This is a genomic window from Mesorhizobium sp. M0938 (assembly GCF_040319125.1).
Taxonomy (GTDB): domain Bacteria; phylum Pseudomonadota; class Alphaproteobacteria; order Rhizobiales; family Rhizobiaceae; genus Mesorhizobium; species Mesorhizobium robiniae.
In genome coordinates this window covers 32,633-45,530 of sequence record NZ_JAMYNS010000002.1, presented here as the reverse complement: position 1 = coordinate 45,530, position 12,898 = coordinate 32,633, and the positions used below count along the sequence as shown (strand labels likewise).

Annotated in this window: 14 protein-coding genes; 9 read left to right on the top strand and 5 right to left on the bottom strand. The window is 62.2% G+C overall.

All coding sequences use genetic code 11. From position 1 onward, the window contains the following. Positions 1-4 precede the first annotated feature (4 nt). The 3 genes from NKH73_RS02840 (at position 5) to NKH73_RS02830 (ending at position 1,694) form a co-directional block, all read left to right on the top strand. Positions 5-766, top strand: coding sequence for a Crp/Fnr family transcriptional regulator (locus tag NKH73_RS02840; protein WP_352927807.1), 762 nt, complete (start codon positions 5-7; stop codon positions 764-766). A 126-nt stretch (positions 767-892) separates the two neighbouring features. Further along, positions 893-1,219: an ElaB/YgaM/YqjD family protein gene (locus NKH73_RS02835; protein WP_352928753.1), complete on the top strand. Its 327-nt coding sequence runs from the start codon at positions 893-895 to the stop codon at positions 1,217-1,219. A 10-nt stretch (positions 1,220-1,229) separates the two neighbouring features. Beyond that, positions 1,230-1,694 carry a hypothetical protein gene (locus NKH73_RS02830; RefSeq protein ID WP_352927804.1) on the top strand — a complete coding sequence of 155 codons (465 nt, stop codon included), beginning with the start codon at positions 1,230-1,232 and terminating at the stop codon, positions 1,692-1,694. A gap of 187 nt (positions 1,695-1,881) precedes the next feature. Here the strand turns inward: NKH73_RS02830 and NKH73_RS02825 are convergent, their stop codons facing one another. Further along, positions 1,882-3,414: a sensor histidine kinase gene (locus NKH73_RS02825; protein ID WP_352927801.1), complete on the bottom strand. Its 1,533-nt coding sequence runs from the start codon at positions 3,412-3,414 to the stop codon at positions 1,882-1,884. A 181-nt stretch (positions 3,415-3,595) separates the two neighbouring features. Between NKH73_RS02825 and NKH73_RS02820 the strand changes: the two genes are divergently transcribed. After that, positions 3,596-3,790, top strand: coding sequence for a hypothetical protein (locus tag NKH73_RS02820; protein WP_352927798.1), 195 nt, complete (start codon positions 3,596-3,598; stop codon positions 3,788-3,790). Positions 3,791-3,819: 29 nt separating this feature from the next. Here NKH73_RS02820 and NKH73_RS02815 read toward each other — a convergent pair whose 3' ends face one another. Next, positions 3,820-4,740, bottom strand: coding sequence for a diacylglycerol/lipid kinase family protein (locus NKH73_RS02815; protein WP_352927796.1), 921 nt, complete (start codon positions 4,738-4,740; stop codon positions 3,820-3,822). Positions 4,741-5,034: 294 nt separating this feature from the next. On the opposite strand from NKH73_RS02815, the gene NKH73_RS02810 reads away from it, so the two are divergent. Next, positions 5,035-6,420: a PRC-barrel domain-containing protein gene (locus tag NKH73_RS02810; protein WP_352927793.1), complete on the top strand. Its 1,386-nt coding sequence runs from the start codon at positions 5,035-5,037 to the stop codon at positions 6,418-6,420. A 49-nt stretch (positions 6,421-6,469) separates the two neighbouring features. Here NKH73_RS02810 and NKH73_RS02805 read toward each other — a convergent pair whose 3' ends face one another. After that, positions 6,470-8,047, bottom strand: a complete 1,578-nt coding sequence (locus NKH73_RS02805) for an alkaline phosphatase family protein (protein WP_352927790.1) — start codon at positions 8,045-8,047, stop codon at positions 6,470-6,472. 219 nt (positions 8,048-8,266) lie between these two features. On the opposite strand from NKH73_RS02805, the gene NKH73_RS02800 reads away from it, so the two are divergent. The 4 genes from NKH73_RS02800 to NKH73_RS02785 all read left to right on the top strand — a co-directional run bounded on the left by NKH73_RS02800 (position 8,267) and on the right by NKH73_RS02785 (position 11,379). After that, positions 8,267-9,199, top strand: coding sequence for a VOC family protein (locus NKH73_RS02800; protein WP_352927787.1), 933 nt, complete (start codon positions 8,267-8,269; stop codon positions 9,197-9,199). Between the two features lie 10 nt (positions 9,200-9,209). Continuing rightward, the gene (locus tag NKH73_RS02795; RefSeq protein WP_352927784.1) at positions 9,210-9,833 is read left to right on the top strand and encodes an alpha/beta hydrolase; all 624 of its coding nucleotides are present in this window, start codon (positions 9,210-9,212) and stop codon (positions 9,831-9,833) included. Between the two features lie 3 nt (positions 9,834-9,836). After that, positions 9,837-10,136, top strand: coding sequence for a GNAT family N-acetyltransferase (locus NKH73_RS02790; RefSeq protein ID WP_352927781.1), 300 nt, complete (start codon positions 9,837-9,839; stop codon positions 10,134-10,136). Positions 10,137-10,320: 184 nt separating this feature from the next. Continuing rightward, a complete protein-coding gene (locus tag NKH73_RS02785) occupies positions 10,321-11,379 on the top strand; it encodes a dipeptidase (RefSeq protein WP_352927778.1) in 1,059 nt (352 codons plus the stop codon). A gap of 12 nt (positions 11,380-11,391) precedes the next feature. Here NKH73_RS02785 and NKH73_RS02780 read toward each other — a convergent pair whose 3' ends face one another. Continuing rightward, positions 11,392-11,646, bottom strand: a complete 255-nt coding sequence (locus tag NKH73_RS02780; RefSeq protein WP_352927775.1) for a hypothetical protein — start codon at positions 11,644-11,646, stop codon at positions 11,392-11,394. 2 nt (positions 11,647-11,648) lie between these two features. Then, positions 11,649-12,884: an aminomethyl transferase family protein gene (locus NKH73_RS02775; RefSeq protein ID WP_352927772.1), complete on the bottom strand. Its 1,236-nt coding sequence runs from the start codon at positions 12,882-12,884 to the stop codon at positions 11,649-11,651. Positions 12,885-12,898: the final 14 nt, after the last annotated feature.

Genomic DNA, 12,898 nt, shown 5'->3' with positions numbered 1-12,898 from the left:
GTTGATGCCTAGCCAGAACGGCCGTTCTTTTTCCACCCGCCGCTATTCATGTGACGACTGCCCATTGCGGCCGTTGCCGGCGTTTCGGGAGTTCGAGAAGGAGGAACTTGTCTTCGTCGACACGGTCAAGAAGGGCGAACTGGCCGTCGACAAGGGGGCTACGGTTCTGGTTGAGGGAAGCCGCAGCGCTCATCTTTACACAGTGCTTTCGGGCTGGGCATTCCGCTACAAGCTGCTGTCGGATGGCCGCCGTCAGATCATGAATTATTCCATGCCTGGTGACCTCATCGGCTTGCAGGGGAGCCTGATGGGCGAGATGCAACACTCCGTCGAAGCGCTGTCGCCGATGCTGCTCTGCGTCTTCGATCGAGAAGTCCTTCCCGAACTTTACCGCGGCCATCCGGGCCTCGCCTATGACATCACCTGGATCGCTTCGAGGGAGGAGCGCATGCTGGACGAAAACCTGCTCAGTATCGGCAGGCGCACCGCGCTTGAGCGTGCAGCCTATCTTATCGCCTTCATCTCCAGCCGCGCCAGGACGGTCGGGCTCAATGGCAGGACCCCCCTGCAGATTCCGATCACGCAGCAGCACGTTGCCGATACGCTCGGCCTGTCGCTGGTTCACACCAACAAGACGATCCGCAAACTAATGGATCGCGGGCTTATCCTCTGGCGCGACGGCGGCTGCGAGGTGGTCGACAGCGACGGGCTCAAGGAACTCGCACGCTGGGAAGGGCTGAACGAAGATCGCCGGCCATTGATCTGAGCGCCCGGCTGAAGACCAGCCGGCTGGACTTACCTTCGAAAACAACCTTTCATAGACCTTGTTCCTATTTCGGAACCTTGGGGGGGATTGAACGTTTCGACCCGAGCAAACGCAAGGAGTCAAGTAATGGCGACTGCCGCAGGAAAGTCCCCGAACGAAAGCCGGACGAATTCGGACCTTGAAGCCGACATCAGGCAGTTGAAAGCCGACATCCAGAAACTCACCGAACAGCTGGCCGAGACCGGCCAACATGGTTACGGAGCTGCTCGTCGCGCCGCTACCGAAGGCGTTGAACAATTGCGCGCCCAGGGCGAAGCGGCGTTCGACACCCTGCGCGGCAACGCCAAGGACATCGAAGCGCAAGTGGCGGCGAGCGTGCGCGAAAAGCCAGTGACGTCATTGGCGATTGCCGCAGGCGTCGGCTTTTTGTTCGCGCTTCTCGCGCGCCGTTAGCCTCAGCCAGATGGGAATGCTGGCATCGCTGATCTCGGGGTTCGCCGCGGGTGAAACCATGGCAGCCGTGCGACGCGCACGCACGGCTGCCATCGTCTATGCGCTCGCGGCACTTGCAGCGCTGTGCGGGGTTGGGTTCCTCATCGGAGCTGCCTACGTCTGGGTGGCGGGCCGTTACGGGCCGATAACAGCCTGCCTTGGTTTCGGCGCCGGCTTCCTGGTGATTGCAGGGCTCCTTCTGCTCATCCATAAGCTGTCGGCTGGCGCACGCACCCGACGCGGAGCGCGGAGGCGCAATGCCGACATGAAGGCGATCGGCATGACGGCCGCGCTTGCCGTGCTGCCGACGCTGCTCAAGCGGAAAGGCGGCCTTGGCACCATTCTCGGCCCGGCGATCGCACTCGCCGCCTACGCCATTTACCGCGAGAACACAAAGCCCGACGCCGACGATCCGGATGCCGGCGAAGCAAAATAATTCGCAGCGATTCAGGACCCTGTCCCATCCCGGGATGGGACTCTTGTCCGGCCTTATCCGAGAACCAAGCTGCACTCTTCGCCGACCCGGACCTCGGGTTCGGAAAAGAGTGCGTTGCGTCTGACAAGGTTCTTGCGGTCCACTTAGTTCTTTTTGTGCATTTCGCGTCCAGACAATCGCGGCAACGTCACTTCGACAGATCCTCCAGCGGCATCGATATCTCTGCGAACACGCCTTCCGGTCGGAATTCGTGGGTCACCTCGCTGGAGATGACCTTGGCCAGGCTGCGGCGGATCAGGATCGAGCCGAAGCCGTGGCGTTCGGGCGAGGCAACTTCGGGCCCGCCGCTTTCGCGCCAGGTCAGCACTAGGCGCCGTGCGCCTTTGCGGCCTTGTGCCTTCCATTCGAGGTCGACCTTGCCAGCAGCCGCCGACAATGATCCGTATTGCAGCGCATTACTGGCCAATTCATGCAGGATCAGGCCGAGCCCGACTGCCTGATCCGGCGAAAGCAGGAGATCGGCGCCCGAGATCGTCATGCGCGGCTGTGCGGCGGTGTCGAACGGCTTGACCTCGATCTGCACGAGTTCGCGAATACCGATGCCGCGCCACTCGCGGTCGGACAGCAGGCTGTGGGCAGCGCCCAACGCCTGAAGCCTGGCGCTGAACGCCTCAAGAAACTCGCTCGGCTGGTGGGCATGGCGAACGGTCTGCGTCGCCAGCGCCTGAACGGTGGCCAGCGTGTTCTTGACGCGATGGTTCAGCTCGCGCAGCAACAGTCGTTGCCGCTCGTCGCCGAGCTTGCGTTCGGTGACGTCATAATTGACGCCGAAGATCAGCGTCGGCTTGCCGTGGCTGTCGCGCTCGATGACACGACCGCGCGTAGCCACCCAGCGTGGCGGACTGAAGCCCTTGATGCGATATTCGCCAAAACAGTCGTCACCGCCGGCCAGCGCGTCGCGAAAGTGCGTCTCGGTCTGGTAGATATCGCGTGGGTCGATGGCGGCAAGGATATCGCGCGCCCTCAGCAGGGTCGAGCGCGGCAGGTCGAACAACTCGGACAGCCGGACATCGCATTCAATCATATCGGTGTGAATATCCCATGCCCAGCTGGCAAGCGAGGCGGCATCGAGCGCAATGCCGCGCCGTTTTTCCTCGCGCGCCAGCGCGGCTGCGGCGCTGGCGCCGTTGCGGGTGGCGTCCTTCAATGTCAACAGGCTGGCGGCGAGGCTGGCGAGCGTTGTCAACTGTTTGAGCTTGGCGGCAGACGGGGACGCGCGCGGCTTTCGGTCAAGCACGCAGAGCGTGCCGATCCGGGCGCCGGCCACTACAATCGCTGCACCCGCGTAAAAGCGGATATGGTGCTCGCCAGTGACCAGCGGACTGGCGTTGAAACGTGAATCCGTGGTCGCATCGGTCACCACCATCGGCTCGTCGGCGGCGGCAATGGCATGGGCGCTGAAAGATGTATCGATAGCAGCCTCGGTTTCATCCAGTCCGACACAGGATTTGAACCATTGCCGTTCGGCGTCGAGCAGTGTCACCAGCGCGATTGGCGCCTGCATCACCGCGGCGGCGAGTCGAGTGATATGATCGAAGTCAGGATCGGCCGCCGTGTCGAATGCGTCGAGACCGTGGAGTACGGCAAGTCGATCCTGGGCCCTTACGGCGCTAAGGACATTGGCCGGCAGATTCGGTTTTTTTTCTACCCTGCTATCCACAAGGCCCCCAGGTGCATCAGCTTGCAGCCATTCGCGCTAGGTCCGTTGCCTGGCTCCGAAACCGGAACCTTCGCCTTGAGGAACCGTTACCCAACCACGTTTGCCCAGCCGTGCCCGTCGGCGCCAAACGACATTTCCGCGCCAAACGACATGCCCGCACCAATCGATATGGAGGCCGATCATGCCCAAGACCGTTCCTGAAGACAAAGCCCGCCAGGGACGATGGGGGTGGCACACTTTCCGTATCCTGATCGCTGCGCTGCTTTTGGCATTTATCGCCTGGGGCATCGCGGAGATTTACGGCAACATGATAGACAAAACGCCGACCACCGAACAGGGCGAGCTTCCTGGGAATGAACAGCTTCCCAAAGGCTGATGCCTCCCTGTTGGCCGTGCGGGGGTGCATCACGCAGCCTTCGCTTGGGCAACGCGTGCCGGGACGAGAATCTTCAGCGCGCCAGGATGGATTTCGATCGTCGTTTCGCTGTCAAGCCTGACCAGTTCGCCATCCATGACGGCGCGAAGTCTCTTGGCCGTCGAGTGGACTTTCAAAACGACCCGGTCGGCCTGGTGGATTTCGACGTGCTCGCTGTCGCGCCATTTGCCCCGCGCCATGTCGAAGAGAAACCCGACCAGTTCGCCACGCCGCCGCGCCACCGTGATATAGATGCCGAGCACGCCGCCGGCGGGATTGTCGGCATAGGGCAGATGACCCTCACCAAACAGATTGTTGGTGATGCCGATGGCGGTGGTGCGCGTCACGATCTCGGCTTCGCCGATGGTCAGCGTCACCTTCATTGCCGACGGGTTGTTGATCGCCGCCCAGGCAGCCTTCACTGAAGCCCGCATCTTTCCCAATCGCGAGCCAAACTCCATGGTCTGGCGAAGCTGAACCATCTTGGCATGCATGCCGATCGAGAACTGATGAACGAACGGGCGACCGTTGGCGGTTGCAATATCGACTGCGATCACGTCGCCGTCGGCAAAGGATTCCACAGCCGCGTCAACCGTTTGTGGGATGCCCAGCCCGCGCGCAAACAGGTTCATCGTGCCGGCCGGCAAAATGGCAAGTGCCGTCTTCCTGCCCATCAACCGAGCCGCTGCTGCCGAAATGGTGCCGTCGCCGCCGCCGGCCAGCACAATGTCGATGCCCCGCTTCGACGTAACGCGGTCCAACGTCGCGACGATGTCCTTGCCGGCAACGACGTCGATATCGATAGAGTGACCTGCTGCCTCCAATTTCTGGCGCATTTGGTCTGTGAAGGCGGAAAGGTCAATTGTGCGCAAGGTGCCGCCCTCCTGGTTCAGCACCGCCGCAAATCGCATCCCCCCGCTCCGTTTTTTCTTGGCAACCATCTGGTATCATCGGCCAGGACAGACCCAGCCGCAGGCTAAAACGCGGCGACTGAAAAAAAGTTCCGCAGCTCTGGCAAAAATACAGCAGCAACCTCCTTGGCCGGCCGCATGATTGAGTACGATTCGGATGGTTTTTTCGCGCGGCTCGCCATGGTGTCGGAACAACGACGTGGTCACGACGTTGTGAATATGTGAAGACGCCGCGACCGATCTCCCACCCAGCGGGGCGTGGCGCGTACGAATAACGCACGAGGAGAGATTACGATGATCCGCACCCTTTTAACCACAACCGCACTCGCAGCGTTGCTTGCGACCGGTGCTTATGCGCAGTCGTCCACAACCCCGGCACCGTCGCAAGACCCGGCAGTTCAGGAGACCGCTCCGGCTGCACCCGTTCAACGTGCTGAAGGCAGCCTGGTAACCAATATTATCGGTGAATCGGTCTATAACGGGACAGGTGACGACGCCGAGAACATCGGCGATGTCAGTGATGTCGTTTTCGATGAAAATGGTCAGGTGAAGTCCGTCGTCATCGGCGTGGGCGGTTTCCTTGGCGTTGGCGCCAAGAATGTCGCTTTCGATTACAACAAGCTGCAATGGGCCGAACGGAATGGCGACCGCTGGCTGATCGCCCAAACGACAAAGGACGATTTGACTGCTCTGCCGGACTTCGACCGCAAACCCTATGATCCGGCTCCTGCGGCCAACGACACCACGGCTGCGGCTCCTGCCGCTCCTTCCGGCTCGACCGATACCACCGCGCAGAACGCTCCGGCGGCTCCGGCCGAACCCGTGAAACGCGCCGATGGGAACCTCGCCACCAATATCATTGGCGAAACCGTCTACAACGGCACTGGCGACGACGCTCAAAAGATCGGCGACGTGAACGACATCGTAATGGCCAAGGACGGCAAGGCCGAGTCGCTGGTCATTGGCGTCGGCGGCTTTCTTGAGGTTGGCGAAAAGAATGTGGCCTATCAGTTCGACAAGGCCAAATGGGCGGAGAGGGATGGCGATCGCTGGCTAGTGGCCGAGACGACCAAGGAGGATCTGGAGGCGTTGCCGGACTTCGACCGCAGGTCCTATGATCCCGCCCCGGCAACTACCGCATCCAATGATGCGGCGGCACCAGTAGCCACCACTCCTACCGTCACCGCGGCTCCAGCACCGGCAGAGAAGACGGCGCAAGCCCCAGCGGCAAAGCCCGATACCGCTGCTCCGGCGCCAATGGACCAGAAGGCCGAGGCTCCCGCTGCAACAGCGCCTGACGCGTCAGCTCCCGACCAGACCCAGACCGCGGCGATAGACAAGTCGGCGCTGACCGAAATGCCGGTCGACAAAATCCGGTCGGAGGATTTGGTTGGAACCACCGTCTATGGCGCCAATGATGTCAACGTCGGTGAGATTGGCGACGTCGTGCTGACGGGCGACAAGAAGGTCGATGCCGTCGTCATCGACGTTGGCGGTTTCCTTGGCGTCGGCGAGAAGGAGGTGGCGATCGGCATGGATAACCTGAAATTCATGACCGACAAGGATGGCAACCGCTATCTCTATACGAACTTCACCAAGGAGCAGCTCGAAGCGCAGGTCGCCTACGACAAGGGCACCTATGCTGAGAAGCGCGACGAGCAGCGCATGATCATGCGGTAGTTTGCTCCCACGATGAAAAGGCCCGTGCCGGCAACGGCGCGGGTCTTTCTCACGACTGGAAAGGTAGCAGACCTGCGACGTGGCCTGCAACGCCATCCCCGGTCAGTTCGGCAAGCGCCAGCGACTGGTCGAGATGTTCGGCCCGCCAGGCGAGCAATTTTTCGGCAAGCTCCAGCCGGACCGGCAGATAGGCCGGATCGGCAGCGACATTGGTTAATTCGTCTCGATCCTTCTCCAGATCGAACAGCAGCGGCGGCAGGCCGCCGAAATGTACATATTTGAATTTTTCCGTGCGGACGACTGCGAGATTGCACTGGCGTGGACCTATGCCGAAATGCTGTTCGGCATCGCCGTCGGCAACCGAGCGGAAGTCGAACTCCCAGTGGGCGGCCTCGCGCCAGTTGTCAGGCTCTCTGGCGTCCAGGAATGGCTTCAGCGAGCACCCATCGAGATGTGGCGGCGTTTCCTGGTCAAGCAGATCGAGCAATGTCGGAACTATGTCCACCGCCTCAGTAAAGCGGTCGATTCTGGCGCCGGCCGCTGTGCGGCGACGCGGGTCGCGTATGATCAGCGGAATGTGAAAGCTGCCGTCGAAGAAGCCGCCCTTGCCCAGCATGAAATGGTCGCCCATCATCTCGGCGTGGTCCGAGGTCAGCACGATTATGGTGTCATCCCATAAACCCGCCGCCTTGACCGCCTGCCAGATGCGGCCAAGCTGGGCGTCTACTTCCGAGATCATGCCGTAATAGAGCGCGCGGAGGCGGCGAAAATTGTCGTCGCCCCAATCGCGGACCTTGCCGTCGGCGCCGGGACGGAAGTTCGTCCGCTGCTGCCGGTCAAGATCATAGGCAAGATAGGGATGACTTTCTGCCTCGGCCTGCCAGTTCGCGGCGCGGCGGAAGGCTGTAGCGTCGTCCGGGTCGTACATGCTGTTGTAAGGCTCCGGCACGATGAAGGGTGGATGCGGGCTGAGGAAGGAAAGATGCGCGAACCACGGCGTATCGCGCTCCTGTTCGCCAAGCCAGCGGACGAACTCGCCGGTCAGGAATGCTGCTGGGGTCTCGTCCTTCGAGTAGATGGGCGGCGCGTTGGTCACCGTGCCTTCCACCCTGCCACCATGGATGTCGTCCGCAGGGCGATGAATGTCGGGAAAGCCGACAGCGGCATCGACGCCGCGCGTTTTGAGCCAGGACAGCCATGGTTTCTGGTGCTCCGGCAGGAGTTGGCGCGCGGTGAAGCCCGGCAGCACGCCTTCGTAGCTTTTCAGCCGCGGGTCGCCCGGCACCAGCATACGCGGATCGAGCGACACATCGGTATAGCCGAACAGCGTCGGATCATAGCCGAGACCGCGCAAGGAAAGCGCGATGTTGCCGTGGCGGCCATCGAGCGGCGTGCCGTTGCGACAGACGCGGTTGTTCATCTGGTAGAGGCCGGTGTAGAGACAGGCCCGCGCCGGCGAGCAGGGCGCGGCCCCGCCATAATGTTTTCTGAACAGTACGCCCTCGGCAGCAAGCGCGTCGACATTCGGGGTCCGCACCACCGGATGGCCGACAGCCGACAGGCAGTCACCGCGCCACTGGTCGCAGGTGATCAGGAGAATGTTCGGGCGTCTGCCTCTTTCGGCCATTCGCTGTATCTTTCAATGTGTAGCGTGCCGCTCATGGAGCCGAAATTTGGTGACGGCGCAAGCCTGACAGATTTTCTGAGAAGTGAACATAGTCGTAGGATTGTTCACTTTTACAGCACAGTCCATTCTGCGTTTGCGGCCTTTGTCGCTGACGGCTGTATCCTCATATTGGCGTGGACCGCGGCATGGGCCGCACGGAACAAGGGAAGGAGCAGGAAAATGCTCGACCAAATCAAGGGCCTGCATCACGTCACTTCGATGGCCAAGGATGCGCGCCAGAACAACGAATTCTTCACAAAAAAGCTCAGCCTGCGCCGGGTCAAGAAGACTGTCAATTTCGACGCGCCGGATGTCTACCACCTCTACTATGCCGACGAGGTCGGCACGCCCGGCTCGGTGATGACGTATTTCCCGTTCCCCAACATCGGCAAGGGCCGCCACGGGGTCGGCGAGGTCGGCACGACGGTCTATTCCGTGCCCGAAGGCACGCTCGCCTATTGGGAAAAGCGTTTTGCCGATGAGGGCGTCACGGGACTGTCGCGCGAAGAGATATTCGGCGAAAAACGGCTTGCCTTCGCCGGTCCCGATGGCGAAGGGTTTGCGCTGGTCGAAGACAAGGCGGACACCAGAGCGCCCTGGGTAAAAGCTGGCATTTCCGCCGACGAGGCGATCCGCGGTTTTCACTCAGTGTCGCTCAGGCTGAAGGATGGCGGCGCCACCGAAGAGCTGCTGAAATTCATGGGCTATGAGGAGATCGACAAGGCAGGCAATGTCAGACGGCTGGCGGTGAGGAACGGCAATGGCGCCGATGTCGTCGACATCGAGTCGCTGCCGGGCGCTGCTTTCGCCGATCTCGGCGCTGGCTCCGTTCACCATGTCGCCTTCGCCGTCGAAAACCGCGCCAAGCAGCTCGAAGTGCGCAAGGCGCTGATGGACACTGGTTACCAGGTGACGCCGGTGATCGACCGCGACTATTTCTGGGCGATCTATTTCCGCACGCCTGGTGGCGTGCTGTTCGAGGTCTCGACCAACGAGCCGGGCTTCGACCGCGACGAGGATACGGCCCATCTCGGCGAGGCGCTGAAGCTGCCGACGCAGCACCAGCATCTGAGGCCCTATCTCGAACAGCATTTGCAGAAGCTGGAAGACTGAGGACAAGGTCATGAGCAAGGACGCTTACATCCACAAGGTGCTGTCCGGTCCGCCGGGCAGTCCGCTGCTTTTCGTCTTCCACGGCACTGGGGCGGACGAGAGCCAGCTTCTATCGCTTGGGCGCGATCTCTCGCCGCAGGCGACCATCGTCTCGCCGCGCGGCGATGTCTCGGAACAAGGTGCTGCGCGCTTCTTCCGCCGCGCCGGCGAGGGTGTCTACGACATGGGCGACCTGGCTCGGGCGACCGACAAGATGGCTGGCTTCGTCAAGGCGCATGTCGAGGCGGCGAAACCCTCGTTGGTGCTTGGCCTCGGCTATTCCAACGGCGCCAACATCCTGGCCTCGGTGGTGTTTGCGGCACCGACGCTTTTCGATGCGGCGGTGCTGATGCATCCGCTGATCCCGTTCGAGCCGGAGATCGAGGGCAGCCTCGCCGGCCGCCGCATCCTGGTCACGGCAGGCAGGCGCGATCCCATCTGCCCGCCCAACCTGACGTCGCGGCTGGAGGCTTATTTGCGTGCCGATGGCGCCGATGTCACAGTGGAGTGGCACGACGGCGGCCATGAGGTGCAGTCGAACGAGATCGAGGCGGCACGGCGGTTCCTATCCGCTATGCCGGCTGAAGGAGCATAAGCAATGCCTGACCAACTGCCGGAGATCGAACTGGAGGATCGCGGCTCCAAGGGCCGCTATCTCTTGCGCGGCCCTGATGGCGCCGAGGCGGAGATGACGTTCACCAAGATCGGCGAGCACCAGATTATCATCGATCACACCGAGGTGCCGGATGCGTTTCGCGGCCAGGGTGCGGGGCTTCGCCTCGTCACCCGCGCCGTCGAGGATGCGCGTGCGGCGGGCAAGAAGATCATCCCGCTTTGTCCGTTCGCCAACGCCCAGTTCCGTCGCCACCAGGAATGGGCCGACGTGCTGAAGCGATAGCGTTGATCCTACCCACAGGCGTTGGCGCGCGATGATGGTCGGGGCAGGCGGCCAGAAGAGCATGCCCCGGCCGAGGCATTCGCGTAGGTCGCCGGTCTTGTGGGTATCGGTCTTGCCTAGTGGGTATCGTCTTGCCTAAGTAGGTGTATTGCCCGCCCGACCAATCGAAACGAATGATCCCCTGATGACCGAAACCGATCTCGTTCCCGTCTTCGACGGCCACAACGACACGCTGCTCAGGCTCTATCAGTCGAAGGACGCGGACGTCGAGAAGCTGTTCATCGAGGGGACGCAGGGGGGCCACATCGACCTGCCGCGGGCAAAGAAGGGCGGATTTGCCGGCGGCATGTTCGCGATCTTTCCACCGCCGGTCGAGAGAGCCAAACGCAGCGCGGTGCCGCCGGCGCCAAGAGACGACGAACCGTTGCCGCCGGAACTCCCCCGTGCCGATGCGCTCAATTCCACCATCGGCATGGCCTCGATCCTGTTCAGGCTGGAACGAGCATCGGCGCTTACCGTCTGCCGCAGCGCCGGCGACGTGCGAAACGCGATGGCGCAAGGTTCGATGGCGGCGGTGTTTCATATCGAAGGCGTCGAGGCGATCGACCCCGAACTGACGATGCTCGACGTGCTGCATGCGGCCGGCTTGCGCTCGCTCGGCATCGTCTGGAGCCGGCCGAACGCCTTCGGCCACGGCGTGCCGTTCCGCTTTCCGTCGACGCCCGATACGGGGCCGGGCCTGACCGATGCCGGCAAGGCGCTGGTCAAGGCCTGCAACCAACTCAAGATCATGGTCGATCTTTCGCACCTCAACGAAAAAGGGTTTCGCGACGTCGCCGAGATCAGCGACGCACCGCTGGTCGCGACCCATTCCAATGTGCATGCGATCTGCAGCCATTCCCGCAACCTCACCGACTGGCAGCTCGGCGCGATCCGCGAGTCGGGCGGCATGGTCGGGCTGAATTTCGCCACCGGGTTCTTGCGCGAAGACGGCAGGATGAATGCCGACACCAGTCTCGACATCATGGTGCGCCATGTCGATTCGCTGCTGCAGGCGCTGGGCGAAGACGGCGTCGGCCTCGGGTCCGATTTCGACGGCGCCATGATCCCGGCTGCAATCGGCGACGTCACCGGCCTGCCGAAGCTCATCGATGCGTTCGCCGCGCGCGGCTTCGGTCGGGCGCTGATCGAGAAGATCGCCTATCGCAACTGGATCAACATGCTGGAAAAAACGATTGGTTAAGTGCGTGAGGGCTTACTCGAAACCCATGCGCTTCAGCCAGTCCTGGCCGACGCGACGGTCGCGGATGATCGGCAGCGGATCCGTCGAATCCAGCCTTGCGCAGATGCGGTAGACTTCGAGCGTCTCGGCGCTCATCTCGCCGCGCTTATAGAAGAACATGGCGGCTGCGTAGCGGGTGCGACCCGACCATTTTTCGCCGAGCGGCGTGTTGATCAGCTGCCACTGCTCAGTGGCTTCCCCGTCGAATTCGCACCTCTCGCTTGTCATGGTCAGAAATCAGCCGGCGGAGTGGCGGTGCGGCGGTCGAGCTTGATGAAGGGACGCTGCACCACCTTGGCCCGCTTCATCAGCTTCTGGTACTGCAGTTCGCGCATGGCGTAGATCTCGACCCAGAGGTCGTCGACGGCCGTGTCGCCAAACGGCCGCGCCAATGAGGCGATGGCGATGTTGCGCTTGGCCATCGGCGACCACATGGCGGCGCTGATCAGCCCGACCTCCTGGCTTTTCCTATAGTAGACGATGGCGTGTTCGGCGGGAATGTTGCCCTCGATCTCCAGCCCGACCAGCACATGGCGCAGCTTGTGTTTGGCCCTTGCTTCGAGGATGGCACGGCGGCCGTTGAAATGGCCCTTTTCCATGTCGATCATGAAGCCGAGACCGATCTCGTCCGGCGTGCGCAAGCGGTCGGCGCGGATGGCATGCCCGGACGTGACGAAATCGGAATTGGCAACGATCAGCCCGGCTTCGAGCCGGGCGCGATTGAGTGCGGTATAGCCAATGGCGCGGATGCCGCGCAATTCGCCTGCTGTCATCAGCCGGTCCCAGAGGCTCAGGGCCTGCCCAGACTGCACGAACAACTCGTAGCCGAGATCGCCGGTGAAGCCGGTACGCGAGATGGTGACCGTGCCACCATCATGCTGGAACTCGGCTAGATCAAAAACCCTCAGCCTTTCGACGCCGGCGAAACCGGCATCGCGCAATACGGCGAACGAGGTCGGCCCCTGCAGCGCCAGACCGGCGACGGCCTCTGTTTCTTCCTCGACCGTCACGTCAAAACCCACGGCGCTATCCAGCAGCCAGGGCAGATGCCGCTCCTGCGAGCACAGCCGGAACCGCGTTGGCGACAGGCGGAACAGCGTGCCGTCGTCGAGGACGAAACCCTCGTCGTCGCACCAGGCGGTATAGTGAACACGGCCGGGCTTGAGTTTTGTTACGTCGCGCAACGTGACGCGATTGAGGAAGGCCTCGGCGTCCGGCCCGGCGATGCGGTACCTCGTCATCGGCGAGATATCGAACAGGGCCGCCTGGCTGCGGATGGCGAAATATTCGAGTTCCTCGTCCCACAGCGAATGTGGAGCGCGGTAGCCGGCCCAATTGGACCAGTCGTTGGTCCTGGCCAGCGCGTCGATGCGCGGCTGGAACGGCGTGCCGAGCCGCAGGGTACGGAAATGGGATTGTGCTGAGGTGCGGGCTGTCGAAGGATCGACGGTGGGTTGATGATTCATGACGGCGTTCCTTC

What these genes read in the sequence shown, in the direction of transcription:
- NKH73_RS02815 (WP_352927796.1), bottom strand. Translation starts at nt 4,740, where the DNA reads ATGCGATTTGCGGCGGTGCTGAACCAGGAGGGCGGCACCTTGCGCACA.
- NKH73_RS02840 (WP_352927807.1), top strand. Translation starts at nt 5, where the DNA reads ATGCCTAGCCAGAACGGCCGTTCTTTTTCCACCCGCCGCTATTCATGT.
- NKH73_RS02785 (WP_352927778.1), top strand. Translation starts at nt 10,321, where the DNA reads ATGACCGAAACCGATCTCGTTCCCGTCTTCGACGGCCACAACGACACG.
- NKH73_RS02790 (WP_352927781.1), top strand. Translation starts at nt 9,837, where the DNA reads ATGCCTGACCAACTGCCGGAGATCGAACTGGAGGATCGCGGCTCCAAG.
- NKH73_RS02800 (WP_352927787.1), top strand. Translation starts at nt 8,267, where the DNA reads ATGCTCGACCAAATCAAGGGCCTGCATCACGTCACTTCGATGGCCAAG.
- NKH73_RS02820 (WP_352927798.1), top strand. Translation starts at nt 3,596, where the DNA reads ATGCCCAAGACCGTTCCTGAAGACAAAGCCCGCCAGGGACGATGGGGG.
- NKH73_RS02795 (WP_352927784.1), top strand. Translation starts at nt 9,210, where the DNA reads ATGAGCAAGGACGCTTACATCCACAAGGTGCTGTCCGGTCCGCCGGGC.
- NKH73_RS02810 (WP_352927793.1), top strand. Translation starts at nt 5,035, where the DNA reads ATGATCCGCACCCTTTTAACCACAACCGCACTCGCAGCGTTGCTTGCG.
- NKH73_RS02805 (WP_352927790.1), bottom strand. Translation starts at nt 8,047, where the DNA reads ATGGCCGAAAGAGGCAGACGCCCGAACATTCTCCTGATCACCTGCGAC.
- NKH73_RS02835 (WP_352928753.1), top strand. Translation starts at nt 893, where the DNA reads ATGGCGACTGCCGCAGGAAAGTCCCCGAACGAAAGCCGGACGAATTCG.
- NKH73_RS02775 (WP_352927772.1), bottom strand. Translation starts at nt 12,884, where the DNA reads ATGAATCATCAACCCACCGTCGATCCTTCGACAGCCCGCACCTCAGCA.
- NKH73_RS02830 (WP_352927804.1), top strand. Translation starts at nt 1,230, where the DNA reads ATGGGAATGCTGGCATCGCTGATCTCGGGGTTCGCCGCGGGTGAAACC.
- NKH73_RS02780 (WP_352927775.1), bottom strand. Translation starts at nt 11,646, where the DNA reads ATGACAAGCGAGAGGTGCGAATTCGACGGGGAAGCCACTGAGCAGTGG.